This window comes from Thalassolituus sp. LLYu03 (assembly GCF_050507655.1).
Taxonomy (GTDB): Bacteria; Pseudomonadota; Gammaproteobacteria; order Pseudomonadales; family Oceanobacteraceae; genus Venatoribacter.
The window spans coordinates 4,063,532-4,084,698 of the sequence record NZ_CP191496.1; the positions used below are offsets into that span (position 1 = coordinate 4,063,532).

Genomic DNA, 21,167 nt, shown 5'->3' on the forward strand with positions numbered 1-21,167 from the left:
CCGGGGTATAGCCGTCAGCGTTGTTTTTTTGTCTGATCTGGAAGGGTCGGGAGGCGCGCTTATGACACTGAATCTGTATCAGCAAACCAGTTACGCACTATCGCCGGATTACCTGCGCGAAGAAGCGGACCGCCTGCGTCAGGAAAATCCTGCGCTGGCGGCCTGGGTACGTTCAGCCGGTATTATTCCCCACACGGATGCCACCCAGATTCAGGCTCAGCTTATGGCTGAATCTCTGCTGCAAAAAGGTTTAATTCATGACGTGCGTGATTTTTTCAGCGGCTTGCAGGCACTGGATTGTCTGACGCAGCAGGCGATGTGGCTGGTTATCCATATGACGTATACCCGCCGGGTCTGGCTGGATGGCCGCGATATTGACTGTGCAGATTTTAAGGAAAATCCCAGGGGGCATACCGGAGGGGCACTGAATATGGTGCCGGCTTATGCGGGCTTGCTGGCACTCAACCATTTTACGCAACAGCCCAGGGACTGGTTAATCGGGCAGGGGCATTGTGTCGCTGCGATTGATGCTCTGCAGTTGTTGACCGGTACTGCGACGCCGGCACGTCGGCAACAGTACCCGCTGACTGAAGAAGGCCTGAGCCGGTTTGTGACAGACAGCTACGACACGCATCTGCAGGCGGGAGGGTTTCCGCGTTCGACTTTGGGTGCCCATGTGAATACTCATACTGCCGGGGCGCGTCTGGAAGGTGGTTATCTGGGCATTGCCGGTATGCAGTACGCGCATATGCCTTTGCCGGGAGAGCGCCTGGTGGCATTTTTAAGTGATGGTGCTTTTGAGGAGCAGCGCGGTACCGACTGGGCTGCCCGCTGGTGGCGCGGCGAAGATACCGGCCTGGTGGCTCCGGTGATGATTGCCAATGGTCGTCGTATTGATCAGCGCACCACCATTGCCCAGCAAGGTGGCTGCAGCTGGTTTGTCAGCCATTTACGCAATCAGGGTTTTTCCCCTTTTGTAATTGATGGGCGTGATCCGGCGGCATTTGTCTGTGCGGTTTATTATATGGAAATTCAGCTGCAACAGGCCTGTGAGCGTATTCGTCAGGGTGATGCCAGTTATCCGGTTGCCATGCCCTATTGTATTGCCGAAACCGTTAAGGGGTTTGGTTTTCCGGGTGCCGGAACGGATGCTGCGTATGGCTTGCCATTGGGCGCTCATCCCGCGCAAGACAGTGAGGCGCTGGCATTTTTTCGCCAGGGTTGTCGGCAGTTGTTTCAGCCGGAAACGCATTGGCGGGCAGCGGCTGCTAGCCTGAAGCAACCAAAACGTAAACTGGCACCAATGCTGGCCGTTAATTGCCCGGAGCCGGAGTGGAGTGAGCGGCGGGAGTCGGCGATGAGCGCTATTGACCGGTATTTTATCGAAATTACTGAAGTTAATCCGCGCCTGAGAGTTCGTATTGGCAATCCGGATGAATTACGTTCCAACGGTATGAATCAGACGCTAGATCAGTTCCGCCACCGCGTGACCAAACCGGAAATATCCGCTGCTGAAGCCATCGACGGCTGTGTGATTACCGCCCTGAATGAAGAAGCAGTATTAAGTGCCTGTCTGGCAAATCAGGCGGGAATTAATCTGGTAGTGGCCTATGAGGCCTTTGCGGTCAAAATGCTGTGCGCTTTGCGTCAGACAATTATTTTCTCGCGTCAGCAGAAAGAAGCCGGCGACCCCGCCGAGTGGCTGGGATTTCCGGTGATCACCACATCCCTCATCTGGGAAAACGGCGCTAATGATCAGAGTCATCAGGATTCCAGTCTGGCAGAAAGTCTGATGTTGAAAATGGCGGATATGGTGCGCGTCGTTTTTCCTCCGGACGCCAATAGCGCGATGGCCTGCCTGCGCAGCTGTTACGGAGATCTGGGGGTGGTGTGGAATATGGTGGTTGCCCGTAGTTGTATGCCGGCATTTTTTAATGCGCATCAGGCGCAGCAACTGGTGCAGGATGGCGCTGTGTGTGTGCGTGGCCACTGTGGTGCCGAAATTCAGCTGGTTGCCTGCGGGGCTGTACAGTTGAAGCAGATGCTGAAAGCTTCGGACCGCCTGCGGCAGCAGCGTGTGGCGCATTCTCTTATGTATGTACTCGAACCCGGACGCTTCCGCTCGGCGCGTGATGTATGGGAGGGAGATATTGTCGCCGATACTGCTGTTCTGCAGGCGTTATTTCCTGCACGGGTTCAGTACCGGGTTTTTCTGGTTCATACCCGTTCTGAGGCATTTTTAGCCGTGTGCCGCCAGCTGGATCTGGGACCGCAGAAAACACGCGCGCTGGGTTATATTAACCGTGGCGGAACCCTGGGCTGTGAAGAATTATTATTTGTAAACCGCTGTACCTGGGCGCATGTTCTGGCGGAACTGGAGGATTTGTGTGGGCAAAAGGGCGGAACATGGCTGACGGCAGAAGAATGGGTCGCTGTTCAGGGGAATGGCGACCCTTATGATGTAATCGGATTGCACCATTAAAGTGGATTACCAGCGTTTAACGGCAGCCTCATCAGATGCCTTGGCCTCTACCCAGTGTGTTCCATCCGTGGTGGTTTCTTTTTTCCAGAACGGTGCGCGGCTTTTCAGAAAATCCATAATAAATTCACAGGCATTAAAGGCCGCCTGGCGGTGAGCGCTGCTGACCAGTACCAGCACAATCTGCTCATTAACCGCCAGTTTCCCCACACGATGAATAACCGTAATCATTCCCAGCGGCCAGCGCGTGCGTGCCTGTTGCACAATATCGGCCAGGGCTTTTTCTGTCATACCCGGATAATGTTCCAGCGTCATGTGCAGCAGTGGCGTGGTTGCCAGATCGCGTACGCGGCCGCTGAAGCTGACAATGGCGCCGCATTCCACCTGATTTTGCAGCCGTTCATATTCATCGGCCAGACTGAAGTCCTCATTCTGCACGGCGATGCGCGTGAGTGGGGTCATGGGTCAGCCTCCGGTTACCGGCGGAAAAAATGCAATTTCGTCGCCGTCTTGTACGCTTGCCGTTCTGTCACACAATTGCTGGTTGCGGGCGCACAGCAGGTCATGGCGCGCCAGCGCACTTGCCCAGGGTTCGCCCTGGGCGCATAACTGTCCGGTCAGGGTATGGATATCAACAGCACCTGCCGGCCACTGTATTGCGGCAGTACCCAGTGCTTCACGCAGGCTGGCAAAAAAAATCACATTAATCATGGTGCGCTCCGTTTCTTTGCCAGTGACCACTTTTTCCCCCCTGCTTTTCCTGCAGGCGTACTTCAGTAATCTGCATCGCCGGGTCGACGGCTTTGCACATATCGTAAATGGTGAGTGCAGCAACCGAGGCGGCGGTCAGTGCTTCCATTTCCACCCCGGTTTGCCCTTGTAAACGACAGAGGGTATTGATCAGAATTTCGCCCCGGTCGTCGATGCTGAAGTCGACACTGACTTTACTCAGTGCCAGAGGGTGGCACAGAGGAATTAAATCACTGGTTTTTTTCGCTGCCATAATGCCGGCAATACGCGCCGTGGCTAACACATCGCCTTTTTTAATTTCGGCCTGACGGATACGGGCAATGACATCCGGGCGGGTAATGACCCGCGCACTGGCGCAGGCTGTACGCAAACTGCTGGTTTTGGCGGATACATCCACCATGTGGGCGTGGCCGTGTTGATCAATGTGAGTCAGATCGGACATGCTTTTTCCTTAACGGCAGGCAGGCTGCGGGCTGTTTTTAACATGGGCAACAAAATTGCACGGCCCGGTGCGGCCATCGAGTTGTGGCGCAATCAGGGCTTCCCAGGCCTGACGACAGGCGCCGCCAGAACCCGGCACGGCAAATAACAGGGTGCCGTTGGCCATGCCGGCCAGCGCCCGTGATTGCATACTGCTGCTGCCGATATCGGCAAAGCTCAACTGGCGGAACTGTTCACCAAACCCTTCGACTTCGCTGTCAAACAGCGGGCGGATGGCTTCGGGCGTACAGTTGCCGGCGGCAAAGCCGGTGCCACCATTAATAATAATTACCTGCACGTCGCTGCTGGCAATCCACTGGCTGACCTGAGCGCGGATCTGATAGCGGTCATGGGGTAACAGGCTGCGCTGCAGCACGCTGTGTCCGGCGTCACCGGCCAGTTGCTGTAACAGATCGCCGCTGCTGTCTTGTTCGGCACTGCGGCTGTCGGACAGCGTCAGCAGGGCGATATTCAGCGGGAAAAATTCACGGTTGGCGTGTTTACTCATATGGCCTCCGGCAGGTGAGCTGTGGCCAGCGCCTGCTGCCATTGCTCCGGGGTATTGGTGTTGATCAGCTGATCGGGAAAGGGGCAGGGAATAAACGCTGCATGCACGCTGTGCAGCAGACGATGGACTGAGCGCTGACCTTGCAGGTGCAGCTGGGCGCGAATACGGTCGCGCAGTTCTGCATTGTTCCACAAGATGCATGGCAGAACACTGTCGCTGAAACAGACGGATGTGCCAGGCGCATACTGCAGCAGCAGGCGCAGGCTGGCCGGCTGAAGGTGGGGCATGTCCACTGCCAGTACCAGTATCTGAGCGTGACGACACTGGGGCAACAGCGTATCCAGCCCGGATAGCGGGCCAAAACCCGGCACCCGGTCGGGCTGTCCGAACTGCGGATGGCTGATGTGAATATCGTCGCTTCCCAGTCGTTGTGCCAAGGCCTGCTGACGCTGCCACAGGGGCTGACCCAGAAAGCTCAGGCTGGCTTTGTCCTGCCCCATACGCGTTGACTGACCACCGGCCAGTACAATAGTGCTGAACATCATCAGCCTCCGATCATGGCCAGGTGGCGGGTGCTGCCGCTGAAGCCCTGTTGCAGCTGATGGCTCGCTTCTTTGCCGAGAATGGCCTGTTGCAGCCAATGCAACAGGGGCTGCGGGTCATCGTCCTGCAGCAGATGGCGCAGCGACTGATGCTGGTCAGCAAACAGGCACAGAAACAGCTGCCCGAGGGATGACACGCGCAGGCGGTTGCAGTCGGCGCAAAAATCTTTGCTGTAGGGCATGATCAGACCGATGCGGCCGGCGTAATCGGGGTGGCTGTATTCCAGTGCGGGGCCATCGGTCACACTTTTCAGACACTGGCTCCAGCCGTCGACCAGTAGCTGCTGACGTATCAGTTCGCCACTGAGGTGCTGCTGGTTAAAGAAGTCGCCGTTGTCACCGGTGCGCATCAGTTCGATGAAACGCAGAGACAGAGGCCGGTCTTTAATAAAGCGTAAGAAGGCGGGCAGTGCCGTGGCGTTTTGCTGTTTCAGTAACACGCTGTTTATTTTGACTTTGCGGAAGGGCATAGCCAGCGCCTGATCAATGCCCTGCAATACATAGTGCAGGCGATCGGCTCCGGTAATGCGGGCAAAGGCTGACGGATCGAGACTGTCGACGCTGACGTTGACGGTATCCAGGCCGGCTTCCAGCCATTTCGGTAAATCTTTCTGAATACGGAAACCATTGGTGGTCAGGGCAACCTGCTCAATACCGTCAGTTTGTTTGCACAGGCGGATGATGTCGCTCAGGTCGTGGCGCAGAGATGGCTCACCACCGGTCAGGCGGATCTTACGGGTGCCCAGCATGGCAAAGGCACGCACCAGACGCTGAATTTCCGCTGTGGTCAGCTCTGTGTCGTGCGATGCGCAGTCATTACCGTCCGGCAGACAATAGGTACAACGGAAATTACAGGTTTCAGTGAGCGACAGACGCAGGTAAGTAAAGCGTCTGGCAAAACGATCAGTCAGCATGGGCACCTTTCCAGAGATGGGAGGAGCGACCGTTTCCAGTCGCTCCCTGGTGGCAAGATTGCCACGGCTGCAGCGCCATACTCGGTGGGATGAGGACCGTTGAGGTTAGGCAGGGCAACTCGGCGTTAGACTCAGCATACGCGACTGAGCCCGCAGACCTATTCATCTGCTGTGGTAGATTGTTAACTCTTTTGGGGTATCAGGCGCTGTGCAGTAAATGGTCGCGTATCTGCCGGATGTCCGTCTGGTTGCGGCACAAAGCGGCCAGCGTATCGCTGCCCGAAATATCACCAATAAGAATAAATCCGGTAATCCGGTTATTGTTAATCCAGATTTTCCTCAGAATATTATCGGGTGTGCACGACACCATAATCGTCTCGCCACCTGGTTTGCCATGGGGCGGAAGCAGGTAATGAGCGCTGCTGTTGCCGAGATTCACAATACAAAGTTCATTGCCCTGATTAACCGGAGCCAGCAACTTAAGAATCGCATCACAGGCTTTTACGGGGCCGGTTATCAGGTAACGCTGAGAATCTTCTTCCACACTGAGGCGTGGGTATATATCCGTTTTCTCTGTCAGCTCTATGCCGTATTCACAGGCAATTTTTCTGATAAGTGCCTGAGCGTCGGAACCAGCATCGGGGTGGATAATGAATGCAGGTCGTGCCGGAATGAATATTCTTTTTCCTGCTTTTGCTAACACAAAGGCCAGTTGCAGGGATGAGGCCGAAAGATTTTCGATGAGAAAAGCCGGGGAAATCCGGAACCATGGAATGACGGTTTCAATGTCGGCGGCGGTTCTTATTGTGTAAGCGCTATCGGGCCGGCTGTCCATTTGCAGCTTTATTCTGACGCCTGCCTGGGTGCAGTCAATCAGCGGCTCGTCCGTGTTTTCCGGCGTCTCAGATAAGGGCGACCATGCGGCATTTCGCGCAGCGTACCACTGAGGTGGCGTGATGTGATCCTTCAGGTTAATCAGGCCCGCCAGCGTTGCGGGAAACAACTTCTGTGGCAGATGATGATGCCTTGATGGGCTGTAAATGACAGTGCGGGCCAGTGAATCCAGATGTTTTAATCGCTCCAGAATAAGGTGCGACAGATCGTTGTCGCCTTTTATGTGAACGGTTGTCGGAGTCATAGGCTTATCGGGCTTAAATACTGGTAGCCTGGGGCCAGGTTTGTGTGCAATCAATACTCTTTCACTGGTAGGTTCTACCTAATTATGAGTATGTTGCATCTATCACGATGCGCCGCGAAATATCAGTGTCGCTGTGGCAATATAACAACAATATGCGAATGCAAATGATGAGGAGTTTTTGTAATGAATCAGGATAACGCATCCACCATTATGCTGGTTGACGATCACCCCCTGCTGCGCAAGGGACTCAAACAGTTGTTCGAGTTTGAAGACGATCTGAACGTGGTTGCCGAAGCCAGTAACGGTGAGGATGCGCTTCGTCTGGCCGATGAACTGGAACCCGATCTCATTATTCTGGATCTGCACATGCAGGGTATGGACGGCCTGGAAACCCTGAAGAAAATGCGGGATAACGGCATTACCTCGCGTATCGTGATGTTGACGGTTTCCGATGCCGACGAGGACGTCTTAACGGCCATCAGCAATGGCGCAGACAGCTATCTGCTGAAAGATACCGACCCTGATTTACTGCTCGAGCAGATTAAGCAGGCGATTTCCGGAAAAATGGTGCTCAGCGAGCCCGTTACTCAGGTGCTGGCAGCCGCTATCCGCAGACCAACCGTGAAACCCGTTTCCGAGCTTGATGCACTGACCGCGCGCGAAATTGACATCCTGAAATGCATTGCCAAAGGCTTAAGCAACAAACTAATTGCACGGGAACTGGATATCTCCGACGGCACGGTCAAAGTACATGTGAAGCACCTGCTGAAAAAACTCGGATTACGCTCCCGTGTGGAGGCCGCTGTATGGATGGTTAATCAACAGGGTGAAGGCCAGGCGTGAGCGGTTTATTAAGCGTCGCCGACGCGATACAGAGCATGCTGGAAACTGCCGGCGATTTTCTGCCGGAGCAGGAATTCTGCCCGCTGATGTCGCTCGACGGACGCATACTGGCTGAACCGGTTGTGGCGACCATTACTTTTCCTGTGTTCGATAATTCCGCTATGGACGGATACGCGCTGCGTTATACGGATGCAAAGCAATTAACAGGTACAGGTTTACCGGTTAAGGGGACTGTTTACGCAGGACATGCGCTGGATACCCCGCTGGCAGCGGGAAGTGCTGTGCGCATTATGACCGGGGCACCACTGCCTGAGGGCGCAGACACCGTCATTATGCAGGAGCAGACCCGGCTGGTGGACGGTGTGTTATTTGCTACTCAGCTGCCCGCACAGGGTGAACATGTCCGCCATCGTGGCGAAGACATGCAGCAGGGCGAAACCCTGTTGCTGCCGGGAATCCGGCTGACACCCCGTCACATCGGTCTTTTGGCGGGGCTGGGTCTGACTGGCGTGCGGGTATACCGCCGTCTGCGCGTTGCGCTTTTCTCATCCGGTGATGAACTGCGTCAGCCCGGCGAGCCTCTGGCAGACAGTCAGATTTACGACAGCAACCGTTTCGCACTGACTGCCATGCTGCAGCGCCTGCCTGTCGACATAATTACCTCCCGCTGGCTGCCGGACGACCCCGGGCTGGTCGAGTCCGCGTTGCGCGATGCAGCCGGTACGGCGGATGTTGTTATAACCAGTGCTGGTGTGTCGGTGGGTGACGCAGATTATATGCGCGACATTATTGCCGGCCTCGGTCAGGTTAATTTCTGGAAAGTGGCCATGAAGCCCGGTAAGCCATTTGCGTTCGGTCGCCTGGGGCGTGGTTGGTATTTTGGTCTGCCAGGTAACCCGGTATCGTCCATGGCGACCCTGGACCAGCTGGCCCAGCCTCTGCTGCGTCGTCTGAGTGGTGAGCTGGGTTATTGCCCGGTTCAGCTTCCTGCGGTGGCGGACACTGCCATCCGCAAACAACCGGGCCGTGCTGATTATCAGCGTGGCATTTATCACCTCGCCGACGGGCAACTGCATGCGTCTCCCGCTGGTGGACAGGGCTCCGGTCTGCTGCGCGGATTCTGCACAACCGACTGCTACCTGGTATTACCATCAGAGCAGGGAGACACCGCAGTGGGTGAATCCGTGCAGATCCAGCCGTTTGGCGCACTACTGAAGTGAGGCCGGCGTGAACGATCAGCAATTACTGCGCTACAGCCGCCATATTTTTCTGCCGGAACTCGACATCGACGGTCAGCAGGCACTGCTTAACAGCCACGTGCTGGTGATTGGTGCCGGCGGTCTTGGTTCTGCTGTACTGCCTTATCTGGCCGCCAGTGGTGTTGGGCGTATTACCGTTGCTGACGACGACATGGTTGAACTCAGCAATCTGCCGCGTCAGGTGATTCACGCTGACGATTCCGTTGGCATTCACAAAGCCGAATCAGCCCGGCAGCGGTTGCTGCAGCTAAATCCTGGCTGCCAGGTGACAGCAGAGATTCGCCGTGCAGATGCGGACTGGCTGACTAGCGCGTTGGGCCAATTTGATCTGGTGATCGATTGTTCCGATAACGTCACCGTGCGCTACGCCCTCAACGAAGCAGCGCTACTGCACAAGGTGCCCTGGGTCAGCGGTGCTGCTGTGGCTATGGACGGTCAGATTACGGTGTTCGATCCACGCCTGCCCACTGCTCCCTGTTACCGCTGCCTGTATCCCGATCTGAAAGAACAGCAACTCAACTGCAGCGAGAGCGGCGTGATCTCGCCTTTGGTGGGTGTGATCGGCTCACTGCAGGCGCTGGAAGCAATCAAAGTTCTGGCGAACAGTGGCGAACCGTTCGTCGGGCGACTGCTCACCTACGACGCCCGCCATGGCAGTTTCCGTGAATGGAAATTCAATAAAAAGAATCAGTGCCCGGCGTGTGTTCAGTGTTGAGATGCGGCTCATGCCGGCCGCTGCCACAATGTGCGCCAGCTGATCGTCAGCACCAGCAGCCATGATAACATCCAGCCGCCTGCGGCGATGGCCAGCAGAGGATAGTATGCAGCTGGCACTATCGGCGCTAAGGCTCGCAGTGGCAACAGTAGCAATGCTGTAACTATCAGGATAATAACCCGTTTTCGCTCATCAAGACCCCAGCCACTGTGAACACCTCCCGCCACAAGTACGACGTATATGATGGCTGTCATCAGTGCCGCTGCGAGCAGATGTTGGCCGCCGCTGCTGACACTGCCATACAGTAGCCCCGATATCCCTAACTGGGCATAGCCGGCAGCCATCAGCCACAAGGTACAATAGGGTAATAAAACCCATCGGCGCAGCAGCACCCGTCCGAGATGCCAGTCATTGAGAATATTCAGAATGGCTGCCGCAGCAGCGAGAGCCAGCCAGGCATTAATACCTGCAGCGGGAAAGTACCACGAGCACACACTGAACAGCAGAATACATATGATGGCCAGTTGGCGTCGTGGTGGCCTGGCCAGATAGGGTTCTGCCTCCGCTTGCTTCTCTTCCAGTGCGCTGTTCACCATACTCATGGATATGCGCGCTAATGCCAGTAATAACAGAATCATCAGCGTACCCATCAACAGGTGCGTACTTTGTAATGCTCTGCCAGGGTGTGGCAGCTCGTAGTAAAACATCACATTAACTATCAGAAGTAACAGCAGTGCAAGCGGAAGGCTAAGGTGTTTGCGAGTCAGGTCCTGCCATAAAACCGGAGTCGTCAGTGTCAATAGCGTGATTAGCATCAGAGTATCAGCAATGGCAGCCAGCCAGATCGCAGGCGTTAACCAGTGCGCCGTAATGTATGCCACGCGGCCTGCCAGCCAGAGCCCTGCCAGTCGCTTCAGCCATACATAATTAACGGGTTCAGTTGAGGTAAATTCAGGCACAGCAGTCAGCATAAACCCGATGATTGCCGCACCGCTCAGCGCAAAAAGAAACTCATGAATATGCCAAAGGAGTGGGCCACCAGGCGGGTTGAATGGAACAGACAGAAAAAGCGTCAATCCCCACAGCAACATCGACAGTAACGCCCAGATAATAGTCAGCAGAAAAAATATGCAGTGTGGCGAGTCCCATAATGTCGAAACAGTTTTCATGCAGGCTCCAGGTGAAAGGCAGCACGCACGGCAGCAATACCCAAAAAATCTCGGGTACGTTCGAGCAGCCAGTTCTGCTGTTGGCGCTGATTATGGCCACCGGTGTGAAATTCGTAGCAGATATGCCCTGGATTGCCGCCCAATACGATAATGCGGTCGGCGAGACGCATGGCTTCAGCGGGGTCGTGGGTAATCATCAACAGACTGCAGCCGGTATCAGAGATCGCCTGTTGCAGATAACGATACAGTTCAGCCTTCAGGCCGATATCGAGGGCGGAAAATGCTTCGTCCAGCAGTAACAGATCTGGCTGCGGTAGCAGGGCCCGCGCCAGTGCGACCCTGCTTTGCATGCCGCCGGATAACGCTGCAGGATACTTAAGCAGATCTTCCTCGCTCAGTCCGAGCTGAAGCCCTATTTCCTGAGCTTGCAACTGCCGATCATTACGGGCAATCCCCCGGGCTTTGAGACCAAGGGCGATATTATCGAGCGCGTTTTTCCAGGGCAGTAAACGCGGCTGCTGAAACATCAGTGTCGGCTTGGCAAAGTCGTTCCGCAGCACTCCTCCACTGGGTATCAATAAGCCAGCCGCAATATTCAGCAGAGTGGTTTTTCCGCTACCCGATGGGCCGACCAAAGCTACGGCTTCGCCCTGCTCTAATGTCATTGAAACAGGGCCAAGCACGCGTCGGGTGGCAAAGTTCTGACTGATCTCATGCATCGTCAGACGTGTCATTATATTTCTCTCCAGGCTTCGACATGGCGTTTCAATGGTTCCAGCAGAATATATTCGACAGCCAGCAGAGTGCTTATCAATGCAAGAATCCAGGCCATGGATGTGACAGAGTCCAGGTGGCTTCGGGATACCGCCAGCGCAGCACCAATCCCATCATCGGTCGACAGCAACTCCGCCATAACAACAATTTTCCACGACATTCCCAGAGCAGAACTCCAGGCGGGAAATAAATACGAAAAAATATGCGGCAAATATAAATCCTTCCAGCGCATTGTCATGGGAATGCGGAAAACAAGTGCGACTTCTTTCAGTTGTCCATCCAGTGTTCTTGTTCCCTGCAGAGCACCAAGAAAAATAATAGGGAAGCATGCGATAAAGACGGTAAAAACAGGGGTTCCATCACCCATGCCGAACCAGAGTAATGCCAGAATCAGCCAGGCAACGGGGGGAATACCCATCAGGACAGTAATGACCGGACGACTGAGCATGGATGTCGTCATGCTCATGCCGGCACCTATGCCCAATACACTGCCAGCCAGTAAAGAAAGAACAAAGCCACTGATGGCACGGCGGGCAGTGACTGCAATATCATGCCACGGCGTAGCATGATGAAGCAGTTCCCACAGGCGGTTAATGGCATGTAACGGCTGTGGCAGGACCAGTGGCCCGAAGATATCGGCCGCCAGTTGCCAGGCTGCAAAAAACAACAGCAGGCTGGAGGCGGCTCCCCAACCGGACCACAGATAGTTAAAGCAGGCGCTTGTTGCCCGGTGAACCAGAGACGCCAAATTACAGCTCCTGATCTGGCGTTTGGTAAAACGCATCGTCTGGAATTTTTCCGCCTAATATGGACGGATTTTTGTTATAGAGCTGGTTGAAGAAAAACTTCAGCTCGGGTTCAGCTTCGTCAGGAGTCAGTGTTTCCATCGTGCTGAACTGCAGCGCATCCAGCACCGCCTCTTTTTCCAGCATGGGCATCTGGCGTACAACCATATCGGCACATTCAGCAGCAGCTTGTTGGCAAATCTGCAACGATTTTTTATAGGCCTGGTTGATCAGTGCCTGTTCTTCCCTTGGCTTGTTTGTAGCGTTAACAACGGCGATTCCGGCTTGAGGTATACGCGCCCGGGTATTAAAGAGCTTGCCCCATTCTTCCTGAAGATTAACGCTGCGATATAAATCCGGAGCTACCAGCTTCAGCGGAAAAGAGTCTGTTTTACGCAGGGCCATCGACACAGCAGGTTCTGCCAGCAATGCATGATCAGTGCGTCGCATAATCAACAACTGCATGGCGTCAAGCGGCGAGGTAACATAGCGCACAGAAAAATCCTGACGCGGATTTAATCCGTGTTTTTCAGCCAGTAATTGAAAAACAATGTCGGGCATGTCACCACGGAATGGCACTGTAATTTCTTCTCCGGAAAAATCGGTCAGAGATTTCATATCGGCATTGCGTGATAAAAGGTAAAGAATACCCCAGGTGCTGACGTTCAACAGGCGTGTATCGACACCACGGTTGTACAGGTTTGCGGCGACATTGGTGGGCATTGCCACATAGTCTGCGCGCTCTGACATCACAATGGCGCGCAACTGATCAGGGTCTTTCCACAACTGAAAGTGGGCGTCGTAACCCAGAGCTGACAGGGCTCCACTTTCAATCATGTGGATCAGAGGAAACGAAACACTGGCGGGAGGTCCGGCCAGTGTCAGCGGAGTGCCTGCAGTGGCAACACCACTGCAGAGCAGGTAAGCGATCAGCAAGGCACGCATCAGAAGGCTCCTTGCCAATTCAGGGCAACACTGCGTCCGGGAGCATTAAGCTCGGCGCCGGATAAGCCTTCCGCCAGATGCTCATGGTAGGTACGGTTGGTCAGGTTGCTGACCGCAAGGCGTACCTTATGGTCTCTTGCTGGTTTCCAGTTAAGGCCGGCCTCCAATGTATTAAATGACGGCGTTTTATCCTCCAGACCACGGCTGAATTCGGTCGCAGTCAGAGTCTGTGACTTCACCAGACGCCACTGAGCATCAAGTTGCAACGTTTCTGTAAATTGACCGGTCCAGCCCAGGGTTAACTCATCAGCCGGCATCTGGAACAAAGGTTCGTGCAGGTCGTTGTTGTGACCGCGAACCAGACTGATCTTAACGCTTACGCTCTGGGAGTCGCTTGCCTTTATGCGGAGATCTGCGTCCACTCCACGCACGGTGACGCTGCCCAGATTGACGGTTTGTTTGCAATACGTCTGGCTACCACAAGCGGTGTTAACGCTTGGGTCCTGAATTTCGCCGGTAATAAAATCATTAATGGTCTGATGGTGAAGACTGACGGCGTACTGCAGTTGCGTATCGCGACCTTTTATTCCCAGTTCCAGCTGGTGGGCGGTTTCAGCATCCACGTCCGGACTGCCAATATAGTAGTAGCCATCTCCTCTCAGGCCAGATTCATAACGTTCACGCATATCCGCTGCGCGGAAGGCTTTACTCAGACGAACATAGGGACGCAGCAGTGGACTGACGTCATACATTGCCGCGACGCTACCGGATAGTGAACTGTCTTCATGACGGAGACCCGTTGTGCGGGCACCATTGTTCATACTGCCGGCGTCGGCACTGACCTCATCCTGACGCAGCGAGGTAATCAGTCGCCATTGTTTGCCGGACAGCTCATCCTGCAGATACAAGCCGGTTGCCGTAATTTCTGCATCTTCAAACGGGTTGTTACTGACGAAGGTAGTGAAAGCGGGGGCTTGTGCCATCATCCGGTCCGGGCTGGCACTCATCTGCCAGTAATTGATACCTGCTGACAGGGTATGCTGTGAATTCAGATAATGATCGTAGCGAACATCGGCACCTTGAGTATCGAAGCTGACGTCATTGGTGACGATATCGTCTCCAAGCCAGTCCGCCCAGGCGTAAATAGTGCGCTCCATCTCCTGAGTGTACAGGCGGACATCCAGCTGACCCTTGTCGCCGGAATAGGTGAGGCCTGCTTCATTGAGAAGTCGCTTCTGATCTGGGGAGTGAATGGTTTGATTTCGTGTAGCTGGATTGGTTGGGTGTGGGCGGGTTGAGCCCGGATACCAGAGGTCCTCGTCCTTCTGTTGCTGATGCGACAGGCGAAGTTGGATTCCTTCGTAACGGAAACGATACTGACCGATCAGGCTGGTTGATTCATAACCTGTTTTATCTGCCTCCCCTTCCGGGGTGTGGTAGTTGTCGTGATCGGCATAGCTTGCTCCCACCATAAGGGCATGTTGCTCAGAGCCAGCATTGGCGATGACACCAAGCTGGTAACTGTTATCAGTTGATGCGCTCCCGGCACTCGCTTTTACCGACTGATCCTCGAAAGTGGCCTGCGGCAAGCGCAAGTTGATCACGCCGCCTAAAGCTCCCGTACCATACAGCGCCGAAGACCCGCCTTTAACTACTTCGAGCTGGTCGGCCAGCGCCAGAGTCATCAGTGAGGTGACTGACCCCGCAGGCTGAGCGGAATTAAGCCGCATGCCATCGACCAGCAAAACAATTCGTTCTTTACCCAGCCCCCTGATATATGGGTTCTGCCCATGCGCACTGTCGCTCCCGACGGCGATACCTGCCTCACCGCGGAGGGCATCTCCAATATTGGCTGATTGACTCTCAAACAACTGCTGGCTATCGAGTGCCAGCGTGCTGACCGGTGTTTCCGTATCGACACGCTCATTACCGGTTGCTGTAACACTCGTTGCTGGCAGTTCATAGACCTCTGCAGCCAGAGCTGCCTGACTGGCGAACAACAGGGCGATCGAAAGCCTGGATTTACAACAAGACATAGACACCTCCATATTTATGATAATTATTATCATTAACATGTACAGGTGTTATTATTATCAGTAGGTAGGTGGTGTATTCATTTGGTGGTAGACGAGTGCATGCTCACATGCGTCCGACATCCCTGTCCTGCAAGCTACACCAATTCCCCTAACCAAAATACTCCGAAGGCAGTTGGGCAACGAAGGCTTTGCGCAAATCCCCCAACGTCTGAAATTCCGGTGGCCAGGCGCGCATTTTCTTCTGCACCCAAATGCGAACTGCGCTGTGGTTATCGACCGTGGGGCTGACTCCAAGGTAGCCGGCCAGTCCGTGGCCATGCTGTACTTCCGCTACAAAAATGAGCCAGTCGGCAATGCGGTTGGCTTTTTCTGAAGCCCATACCTGATGAAAGCGTTGGTAATGCATTATTCATCCTCCGCTTTGGGTTTGCTTCCATCGGCGATAAAGCGCTGTTGCAGCAGACGGTCAAACGCCGAGCCATCCTGGCGGGTCAGGTTGGGTACATAGCGGGAATACACCCGGAACAGCATCTCGGTGGTGGTATGCCCCATCTGCCGGGCAATCCACTCCGGGCTTTCGCCGGCGGCCAGCCAAAGAGTCGCTGCGGTATGGCGGGTCTGATACGGGCGGCGTTCCTTCAGGCCCAGATAACGCAGTAAGGGGTACCACACACGCTTAGTGATGTTGTTGTGCTTCAGGGGCGTGCCAGAGCGTGACGAGAACACAAACTGGTGCCGGGCGGTAACCTTCTGTTGCTGTCTTAACGCCTCGTAAACGGGTTGCGACATATGAATCTCACGCTGCGAGCCATCTGTCTTGGTGTAGGTGATGTTGCCATCCACAACGGTTTCGCGGATCAGAATCTGGCGGCGTTCGAAGTCGATGTACTTCCACTTCAGACCATCAATCTCCGCCGTACGCATCCCGGTGAAGAAACGCACGGTGTAATAGGCCTTAAAGTCATCACGCACGTTATCCAGAATCCGGCGCACCTCCTCCAGGGTAAAAGGCTCAACATCCACTTTCTGGATCTTCAGCGATTTGATTCCCCGGAAGGGACAGGTAAACTCATACCGGTCAGCGGCTTCTGTCATAAGCATCCTTAACGGGGTCATGATCTTGTTGATGGTTGCAGCCTTCAGTTCACTGGATTTCCGCGCCGGATCTTTGGCGAGAGAGGAGCGGAAATTCAGGATATCGGCTTTGCTGATGTCGCTGACTCTTTTATCCCCCAATCTGGGCAGGATGTAGCTGTTCAGGTTCACCATCACCGTCAGTAAATGGCTGTCACGCCATTCAATCTTTTTCTCGGTCAGCCAGACGTCAGCGAAGTCTTTCAGCTTTGGGATATCTTCCTCGGTCTGATACGGCGACAAACGCGCCGCCCGGACCTTCTCGTCCAGCTGATCGAAAAAATCCGCCTTAACGCTTTTCGGGAAATACTCGCGGTACACAAAGGTACCGAGCACCATTTCGGCTTCCATGCGCTCAATGATTTTCTGCAAACGCTTACGGTTGGCCGGTGAATCCTCAAACTTCGTTTGCTCGCGGCAGCGCTGGCCGCGATAGCGGAAATCGATCTGTAGACGGCCGTAGCGGGTATTAATTGTTGCCATGGTTAAGCTCCTTACTGCAGGGCCATGGCCACGGTGTCAATGGAAGGGGCCTTGAACATATCGGCCTCAATTTTCTCCCAAACGTACAGAATCTTGCGGCCACCAAACGGACGGAAGTAGTGCACGCCTTCAAGCAGAACAGAGTCCTTCAGTTGGTTACGGATGGTGCGTGGGTCGTATTTGATGCGTTCTGCCAGTTCTTCGGTGGTTAAGTATGTTTGGCTCATAATGCGTTCCTTAGTGGTTGTTTGTAGAGCAAGGTCTACATTAGAAGCGATCAAAACCCATGTCAATACTTTTTTGATGAGTACACTCTACATATATCCTTCAGGGTGCTCGTATGATGAGCTCGCGCGCTTGGTGCAGATTGGTTTAAGCGGTAATATTCGGGCAATAAACAGCCTGGAAACCAAGCTCATGGTCCGTTTTAGATTGAAGGAACTGATAGCCGATAAGGAATTTAAGGAAGGGCGTCGGATCACTCTGGAAGAGGTATCACGTGAAACCGGCATTCACCGAACCACGCTATCCAAGATTGCCAATCAGAAGGGGTATGTCACGAACACCGACGTGCTGGATCGGTTATGTGTTTATTTTGAAGTGCCGATCGGCAGTATTGCAGAGCACTTGCCAACCGTTTCAGAACCAGAATAACGAGCCGATCCCTCAAAACATTTCGGGAGAATATTGGGAGTCCTGCTCTTCGAATCTCTCCCTGTGATAGCGGATGAATGGCAGGTGTTCGGTTGCTAACCATCTGAGCTTCAGCTGCTTATTGATACCAAGTAGAGCTCGTTGCTGGGCAGGAATCGCTGTTGAGGTGACCAGTTCACCGTTGTCGTCGAATGTGATCAGGAAGCGATCAAAAAGCGCATCAAGATTTGCACTCAGCAGAAAGCCATTGAATACATTCAGGCGATCATTATCGGTGTCGCACTCCGCCCAGGGTTTGGAATGGCTTGCTCGGAGTACAGCGGTGACTGATATGCCTGTAACCGCGCATGCGCCACCCCAGTAGTCCATCATGGCTGAGCGGTAAGATTGTTGCCCAACACGTTGTCGAACAAGCCTCTCGATCTCGGTTCCCCTGGCTTCTGGCGCGAGAGCTTCAAGTTCTTTTTCCAGCAGAGCGTGGTAGTTGTTAGCCGCCTGATTGGGCAGGGCATATGATAACGACGCGGCACGGCGGAGCAGCTTTGCCAGCTCCACTTCGGAATCGACGTAAAATCCAGTTGCCGATTCAACCAAATCCGGAAAGCTCCTTCGTATCTCCTTGCTGAGCAACGGAGATTTTCGCGAACTGAGATGAACCTCAAACTGTGACCCGGCTTTAGTGATCGATGCTTTTGCTGGATGCCGAGCAGAAGCAAGAACAACCTCATTGGCGAAGCTACTCTCAAGGTATTCAAAGCCGGAATCGTAACCAGCTTTTTCCACTAATGATCTTTCTAACGAATTCATTTCCAATTACCAACGAAATGATTCCTCACCGGTTCAAGTGAGGCAGGCAAGCCGCCAATGCATGTGATACCCAGATAGGTAGCAGCCCGGGTTGCTCCTACATACAGATAGCGGTCGAACAACGCAGGTTGTTCAGCTGCAAGCTGGTCAATACCAACGAAGAATACCGCCTCGAACTCAAGTCCCTTGATGTGCCGAATATCAAACACGCGTACATCTGTTCCTTCGCCAAGCGAGCGACCTTCAGAGCAAGCAGCAGCCTTAAGATTGGTCAGGTATGGGGTCAGCTGCTCTGCCATTGGTTGGACAGCGCCCTCGCTATTTACGAGTACGGCAATGGTGGGGAAAAGACCAGCCCCGACAGATCTTTCGACTTCGTTAATACGATCGGCAAGCCACTTAACCGTTGCCTCTCCTTCGATATTCTCGCCCAGAACGGGGGATACACCTTCATGGATGCTGTCATCCGGCAGCTGGCCTGCGGCAGACAAGTCACCCTTCTGTAACTCCAGCAAATCATTGGCGAAACGGTTGAGTAACCGGCTCTGACGATACACAACACGAATTGGATGAGCTTTTATTCTCTTTGATACCCACTCAAGCTGTTCAATATGGCGAATACCTGTCGATGTGATTCGCTGGTTAAAGTCACCACACGCGAAGAAAGACTGTGTGTTGGGTGATGTAAGGCTCTCCATACAGGCGAGCTCAAGAATCGAGAAGTCTGTCGCTTCATCGACCATGATCTGGTTACGGAAGTGGGATGAAATCGTCTGCAAGTAATCGAATTCTGTCTGCTCGATATTGCGTTTTACGAAATTCTGTCCAAGAAGCTCTCTAGCGTTTTTCAACATTGTCAGAATGACAAGGTCCAGTTCGATTGGAGTAATCTCATTCGCCTTGGATTTCGTGGAATAAAATTGCTGCTCTTTGGCATCCTTGCTTCTTCGAAAGCGCACATAGCTACTGGCAACTGATGACACGTACTTCGAATGAGACTTGATAAAACGGCCAAGGCCAGACTGCATGCTAGCGTTGCGGCCGATTTCCTTCAGAGCGTCGGTTGCTGGAATACGCTCACCCAGAAACGCCAAGACAGCGGCATTTCGGCCGGATTTGGGCGCAGTCCGTTTTTGAAATACATTTCTGGCAAGTGATCTAATTGCTGCAGCATAGAAGAGGGTACCTCTAGCTGCAGACCCCGGCGCTTTTGATGAAGTAGCGTCGACTTCATCAGAAGCGTCTTCGTCATCATCTTCATCCAACTCATCGGTAGCGTTATCAATCGTCTCTATATGGGCTGCCAGCTCAGCAAAAACAGACTGGTTTTGATTGAATAGCCGACGCTGCTCTTTCCTGATTAGCTCATCAGCTCTTGTTTTGGATTCTGACTGTATTGAAGAAAGTTCGCTCTCCAAATTTCTTAGCGCTTGATACGAAGCAACAAGAGAGTCTTGCTCAATTCGGGATACGACTACCTGAAGCTTCTGCAATAGTTCGCCATGTTGTTCACCAGCAGCTGCCTCGACCTGTGGTAATCCAGTTTTTAACTGCAGCTTAAGCCAGTCTTTATGGAATTGCATAAAGGCTTCAAACCAATCACGGGGATCCTGAATAACCTCTTGATGAACAACTTCACTATTCGTATTCAACAAAAAGCGGCCGCCATTGGCTGTTTTAAGCACCCCAAGCGTATTTCGGGCAAAGCTGTTTCGAAAACTGGTCCAGGTTTTCACATGCTCATCTGACGCCGAGATGTTCTCCAGACTAAAGGCCTCTTTCAGATAATGCCTCAGCAATTCCGAAGGGGTAAACATCAGCCAACTTTGCTGATGAGGGCGAATATGGTCATTTTGTACGGCAACCGAGCGTTCGTCGTCGGACAAGCTGAGCAGGTCAAGCTTTTGGCCGAGACGCTTGATCAGCGTAGTGGTTTTACCGGTACCGGGTGGGCCAAGTATAATCAGCTGTTCATCCAGTGGCAGACGGAAAATCGTACCCTGAAATTGGTCCAGGATCGGCTGGTCTCTCAATCCCATAGCCGTTCTGATCTGATGTTTGATACCGGACTGAACGATATCGGATGCTTCAAATCCTGCGAGCATCCGCTCAAATTCATCCGCGATATCAGCAGGGCTCTCGGAAGCAAGCAGGTCTCTTAGTGAGCTAATAGTCTTGGTGTCGGCATCAAGGTGGCGGAAGACCGATGGCTTTGAATCCCACTCTTTCGCTAGTTGCTGCGACTTGATGCTGAGCTTTTCGATTACATAGTAGCGGGTTGGCTTACCATCAGAATTAGCTACGGCCATTTCCCCTAATGGGATTTCCGCTAATTTGCCGATGTCAGATCGATAAGAGGCTAGTTGCCTGCCTGAACCAAGTACGATGCCTGTCGTACGTGATATGTATGCCACTCGAAGATTGCCAGCATCGTCTTCAAGTACCATCCTCATGATGGCGGGTTCCCGAGTCAGGCTTCTTAGTCCCTCATCCTGATTTTTTTGGATGTTGGCGAGATTCTGGTGAGCGTTGGCGCCAGTGAAGGCATTGCTCGTGGCGAAGCTATCAGTGCCGCGATCAGATCCTGATTGCAGCTTCGCTTGTGCTGTCTGAGCAATCTCTTTGATAGTATCCAGAGTTTCCTTGGCTAACGATTGCAGCTCATCCATCCGATGTTCCTTTCGAGGGCGAT

Annotated in this window: 22 protein-coding genes and 1 riboswitch; of the genes, 5 read left to right on the forward strand and 17 right to left on the reverse strand. The window is 53.6% G+C overall.

Features of this window, described 5'->3' with window-relative positions; all coding sequences use genetic code 11:
* Positions 1-61: 61 nt before the first annotated feature.
* On the forward strand, positions 62-2,482 hold the full coding sequence (locus tag ACQUQU_RS18140) for a xylulose 5-phosphate 3-epimerase (RefSeq protein WP_430461123.1): 2,421 nt from the start codon (positions 62-64) through the stop codon (positions 2,480-2,482).
* Between the two features lie 6 nt (positions 2,483-2,488).
* Here the strand turns inward: ACQUQU_RS18140 and moaE are convergent, their stop codons facing one another.
* The 7 genes from moaE to ACQUQU_RS18175 form a co-directional block, all read right to left on the reverse strand.
* Positions 2,489-2,941, reverse strand: a complete 453-nt coding sequence (gene moaE, locus ACQUQU_RS18145) for a molybdopterin synthase catalytic subunit MoaE (protein ID WP_430461124.1) — start codon at positions 2,939-2,941, stop codon at positions 2,489-2,491.
* 3 nt (positions 2,942-2,944) lie between these two features.
* Entirely contained in the window at positions 2,945-3,190 is a 246-nt protein-coding gene (locus ACQUQU_RS18150; RefSeq protein ID WP_430461125.1) for a MoaD/ThiS family protein, read from the reverse strand.
* Positions 3,183-3,671, reverse strand: a complete 489-nt coding sequence (gene moaC / locus ACQUQU_RS18155; protein WP_430461126.1) for a cyclic pyranopterin monophosphate synthase MoaC — start codon at positions 3,669-3,671, stop codon at positions 3,183-3,185. The genes ACQUQU_RS18150 and moaC overlap by 8 nt, the downstream gene beginning before the upstream one ends.
* Before the next feature lie 9 nt (positions 3,672-3,680).
* Positions 3,681-4,217: a molybdenum cofactor biosynthesis protein B gene (gene moaB / locus ACQUQU_RS18160; protein WP_430461127.1), complete on the reverse strand. Its 537-nt coding sequence runs from the start codon at positions 4,215-4,217 to the stop codon at positions 3,681-3,683.
* Positions 4,214-4,762 carry a molybdenum cofactor guanylyltransferase gene (mobA, locus tag ACQUQU_RS18165; protein ID WP_430461128.1) on the reverse strand — a complete coding sequence of 183 codons (549 nt, stop codon included), beginning with the start codon at positions 4,760-4,762 and terminating at the stop codon, positions 4,214-4,216. Before mobA ends, moaB begins: the two co-directional genes overlap by 4 nt.
* The gene (gene moaA, locus ACQUQU_RS18170) at positions 4,762-5,733 is read right to left on the reverse strand and encodes a GTP 3',8-cyclase MoaA (RefSeq protein ID WP_430461129.1); all 972 of its coding nucleotides are present in this window, start codon (positions 5,731-5,733) and stop codon (positions 4,762-4,764) included. Before moaA ends, mobA begins: the two co-directional genes overlap by 1 nt.
* Positions 5,721-5,870, reverse strand: a riboswitch (molybdenum cofactor riboswitch). (Overlaps the previous gene by 13 nt.)
* A 62-nt stretch (positions 5,871-5,932) precedes the next feature.
* Positions 5,933-6,871, reverse strand: coding sequence for a hypothetical protein (locus tag ACQUQU_RS18175; protein WP_430461130.1), 939 nt, complete (start codon positions 6,869-6,871; stop codon positions 5,933-5,935).
* Positions 6,872-7,054: 183 nt separating this feature from the next.
* Between ACQUQU_RS18175 and narL the strand changes: the two genes are divergently transcribed.
* The 3 genes from narL to ACQUQU_RS18190 are packed head-to-tail and all read left to right on the forward strand — an operon-like array spanning position 7,055 to position 9,688.
* The gene (gene narL, locus ACQUQU_RS18180; RefSeq protein WP_225674062.1) at positions 7,055-7,714 is read left to right on the forward strand and encodes a two-component system response regulator NarL; all 660 of its coding nucleotides are present in this window, start codon (positions 7,055-7,057) and stop codon (positions 7,712-7,714) included.
* Positions 7,711-8,934 carry a molybdopterin molybdotransferase MoeA gene (gene moeA, locus ACQUQU_RS18185; RefSeq protein WP_430461131.1) on the forward strand — a complete coding sequence of 408 codons (1,224 nt, stop codon included), beginning with the start codon at positions 7,711-7,713 and terminating at the stop codon, positions 8,932-8,934. The genes narL and moeA overlap by 4 nt, the downstream gene beginning before the upstream one ends.
* Positions 8,935-8,941: 7 nt before the next feature.
* Positions 8,942-9,688 carry a HesA/MoeB/ThiF family protein gene (locus ACQUQU_RS18190; RefSeq protein ID WP_430461132.1) on the forward strand — a complete coding sequence of 249 codons (747 nt, stop codon included), beginning with the start codon at positions 8,942-8,944 and terminating at the stop codon, positions 9,686-9,688.
* A gap of 8 nt (positions 9,689-9,696) precedes the next feature.
* Here the strand turns inward: ACQUQU_RS18190 and ACQUQU_RS18195 are convergent, their stop codons facing one another.
* The 8 genes from ACQUQU_RS18195 to ACQUQU_RS18230 form a co-directional block, all read right to left on the reverse strand.
* A complete protein-coding gene (locus ACQUQU_RS18195) occupies positions 9,697-10,857 on the reverse strand; it encodes an NnrS family protein (protein WP_430461133.1) in 1,161 nt (386 codons plus the stop codon).
* The gene (locus ACQUQU_RS18200) at positions 10,854-11,591 is read right to left on the reverse strand and encodes an ABC transporter ATP-binding protein (RefSeq protein WP_430461134.1); all 738 of its coding nucleotides are present in this window, start codon (positions 11,589-11,591) and stop codon (positions 10,854-10,856) included. Before ACQUQU_RS18200 ends, ACQUQU_RS18195 begins: the two co-directional genes overlap by 4 nt.
* Entirely contained in the window at positions 11,591-12,379 is a 789-nt protein-coding gene (locus ACQUQU_RS18205) for an ABC transporter permease (RefSeq protein ID WP_430461135.1), read from the reverse strand. Before ACQUQU_RS18205 ends, ACQUQU_RS18200 begins: the two co-directional genes overlap by 1 nt.
* Before the next feature lies 1 nt (position 12,380).
* Positions 12,381-13,361 carry an ABC transporter substrate-binding protein gene (locus tag ACQUQU_RS18210; protein WP_430461136.1) on the reverse strand — a complete coding sequence of 327 codons (981 nt, stop codon included), beginning with the start codon at positions 13,359-13,361 and terminating at the stop codon, positions 12,381-12,383.
* On the reverse strand, positions 13,361-15,397 hold the full coding sequence (locus tag ACQUQU_RS18215) for a TonB-dependent receptor (protein WP_430461137.1): 2,037 nt from the start codon (positions 15,395-15,397) through the stop codon (positions 13,361-13,363). The genes ACQUQU_RS18210 and ACQUQU_RS18215 overlap by 1 nt, the downstream gene beginning before the upstream one ends.
* Positions 15,398-15,545: 148 nt before the next feature.
* Positions 15,546-15,803 carry a hypothetical protein gene (locus tag ACQUQU_RS18220; RefSeq protein ID WP_430461138.1) on the reverse strand — a complete coding sequence of 86 codons (258 nt, stop codon included), beginning with the start codon at positions 15,801-15,803 and terminating at the stop codon, positions 15,546-15,548.
* Positions 15,803-17,014, reverse strand: a complete 1,212-nt coding sequence (locus tag ACQUQU_RS18225) for an Arm DNA-binding domain-containing protein (protein ID WP_430461139.1) — start codon at positions 17,012-17,014, stop codon at positions 15,803-15,805. Before ACQUQU_RS18225 ends, ACQUQU_RS18220 begins: the two co-directional genes overlap by 1 nt.
* Before the next feature lie 11 nt (positions 17,015-17,025).
* Positions 17,026-17,241 (reverse strand): hypothetical protein, encoded by a 216-nt coding sequence (locus ACQUQU_RS18230; RefSeq protein ID WP_430461140.1) that lies wholly within the window; start codon positions 17,239-17,241, stop codon positions 17,026-17,028.
* 76 nt (positions 17,242-17,317) lie between these two features.
* Between ACQUQU_RS18230 and ACQUQU_RS18235 the strand changes: the two genes are divergently transcribed.
* Positions 17,318-17,668, forward strand: a complete 351-nt coding sequence (locus ACQUQU_RS18235; RefSeq protein ID WP_430461141.1) for a helix-turn-helix domain-containing protein — start codon at positions 17,318-17,320, stop codon at positions 17,666-17,668.
* A gap of 12 nt (positions 17,669-17,680) precedes the next feature.
* On the opposite strand, the gene ACQUQU_RS18240 is transcribed toward ACQUQU_RS18235, so the two are convergent.
* Positions 17,681-18,475 carry an HNH endonuclease gene (locus ACQUQU_RS18240; protein WP_430461142.1) on the reverse strand — a complete coding sequence of 265 codons (795 nt, stop codon included), beginning with the start codon at positions 18,473-18,475 and terminating at the stop codon, positions 17,681-17,683.
* Positions 18,472-21,144 (reverse strand): ATP-binding domain-containing protein, encoded by a 2,673-nt coding sequence (locus ACQUQU_RS18245; RefSeq protein WP_430461143.1) that lies wholly within the window; start codon positions 21,142-21,144, stop codon positions 18,472-18,474. Before ACQUQU_RS18245 ends, ACQUQU_RS18240 begins: the two co-directional genes overlap by 4 nt.
* Positions 21,145-21,167: the final 23 nt, after the last annotated feature.

Coding starts and splice junctions, on each gene's coding strand:
- ACQUQU_RS18140 (WP_430461123.1), top strand. CDS start 62: ATGACACTGAATCTGTATCAGCAAACCAGTTACGCACTATCGCCGGAT.
- moaE (WP_430461124.1), bottom strand. CDS start 2,941: ATGACCCCACTCACGCGCATCGCCGTGCAGAATGAGGACTTCAGTCTG.
- ACQUQU_RS18150 (WP_430461125.1), bottom strand. CDS start 3,190: ATGATTAATGTGATTTTTTTTGCCAGCCTGCGTGAAGCACTGGGTACT.
- moaC (WP_430461126.1), bottom strand. CDS start 3,671: ATGTCCGATCTGACTCACATTGATCAACACGGCCACGCCCACATGGTG.
- moaB (WP_430461127.1), bottom strand. CDS start 4,217: ATGAGTAAACACGCCAACCGTGAATTTTTCCCGCTGAATATCGCCCTG.
- mobA (WP_430461128.1), bottom strand. CDS start 4,762: ATGATGTTCAGCACTATTGTACTGGCCGGTGGTCAGTCAACGCGTATG.
- moaA (WP_430461129.1), bottom strand. CDS start 5,733: ATGCTGACTGATCGTTTTGCCAGACGCTTTACTTACCTGCGTCTGTCG.
- ACQUQU_RS18175 (WP_430461130.1), bottom strand. CDS start 6,871: ATGACTCCGACAACCGTTCACATAAAAGGCGACAACGATCTGTCGCAC.
- narL (WP_225674062.1), top strand. CDS start 7,055: ATGAATCAGGATAACGCATCCACCATTATGCTGGTTGACGATCACCCC.
- ACQUQU_RS18195 (WP_430461133.1), bottom strand. CDS start 10,857: ATGAAAACTGTTTCGACATTATGGGACTCGCCACACTGCATATTTTTT.
- ACQUQU_RS18200 (WP_430461134.1), bottom strand. CDS start 11,591: ATGACACGTCTGACGATGCATGAGATCAGTCAGAACTTTGCCACCCGA.
- ACQUQU_RS18210 (WP_430461136.1), bottom strand. CDS start 13,361: ATGCGTGCCTTGCTGATCGCTTACCTGCTCTGCAGTGGTGTTGCCACT.
- ACQUQU_RS18215 (WP_430461137.1), bottom strand. CDS start 15,397: ATGTCTTGTTGTAAATCCAGGCTTTCGATCGCCCTGTTGTTCGCCAGT.
- ACQUQU_RS18220 (WP_430461138.1), bottom strand. CDS start 15,803: ATGCATTACCAACGCTTTCATCAGGTATGGGCTTCAGAAAAAGCCAAC.
- ACQUQU_RS18225 (WP_430461139.1), bottom strand. CDS start 17,014: ATGGCAACAATTAATACCCGCTACGGCCGTCTACAGATCGATTTCCGC.
- ACQUQU_RS18230 (WP_430461140.1), bottom strand. CDS start 17,241: ATGAGCCAAACATACTTAACCACCGAAGAACTGGCAGAACGCATCAAA.
- ACQUQU_RS18235 (WP_430461141.1), top strand. CDS start 17,318: ATGAGTACACTCTACATATATCCTTCAGGGTGCTCGTATGATGAGCTC.
- ACQUQU_RS18240 (WP_430461142.1), bottom strand. CDS start 18,475: ATGAATTCGTTAGAAAGATCATTAGTGGAAAAAGCTGGTTACGATTCC.
- ACQUQU_RS18245 (WP_430461143.1), bottom strand. CDS start 21,144: ATGGATGAGCTGCAATCGTTAGCCAAGGAAACTCTGGATACTATCAAA.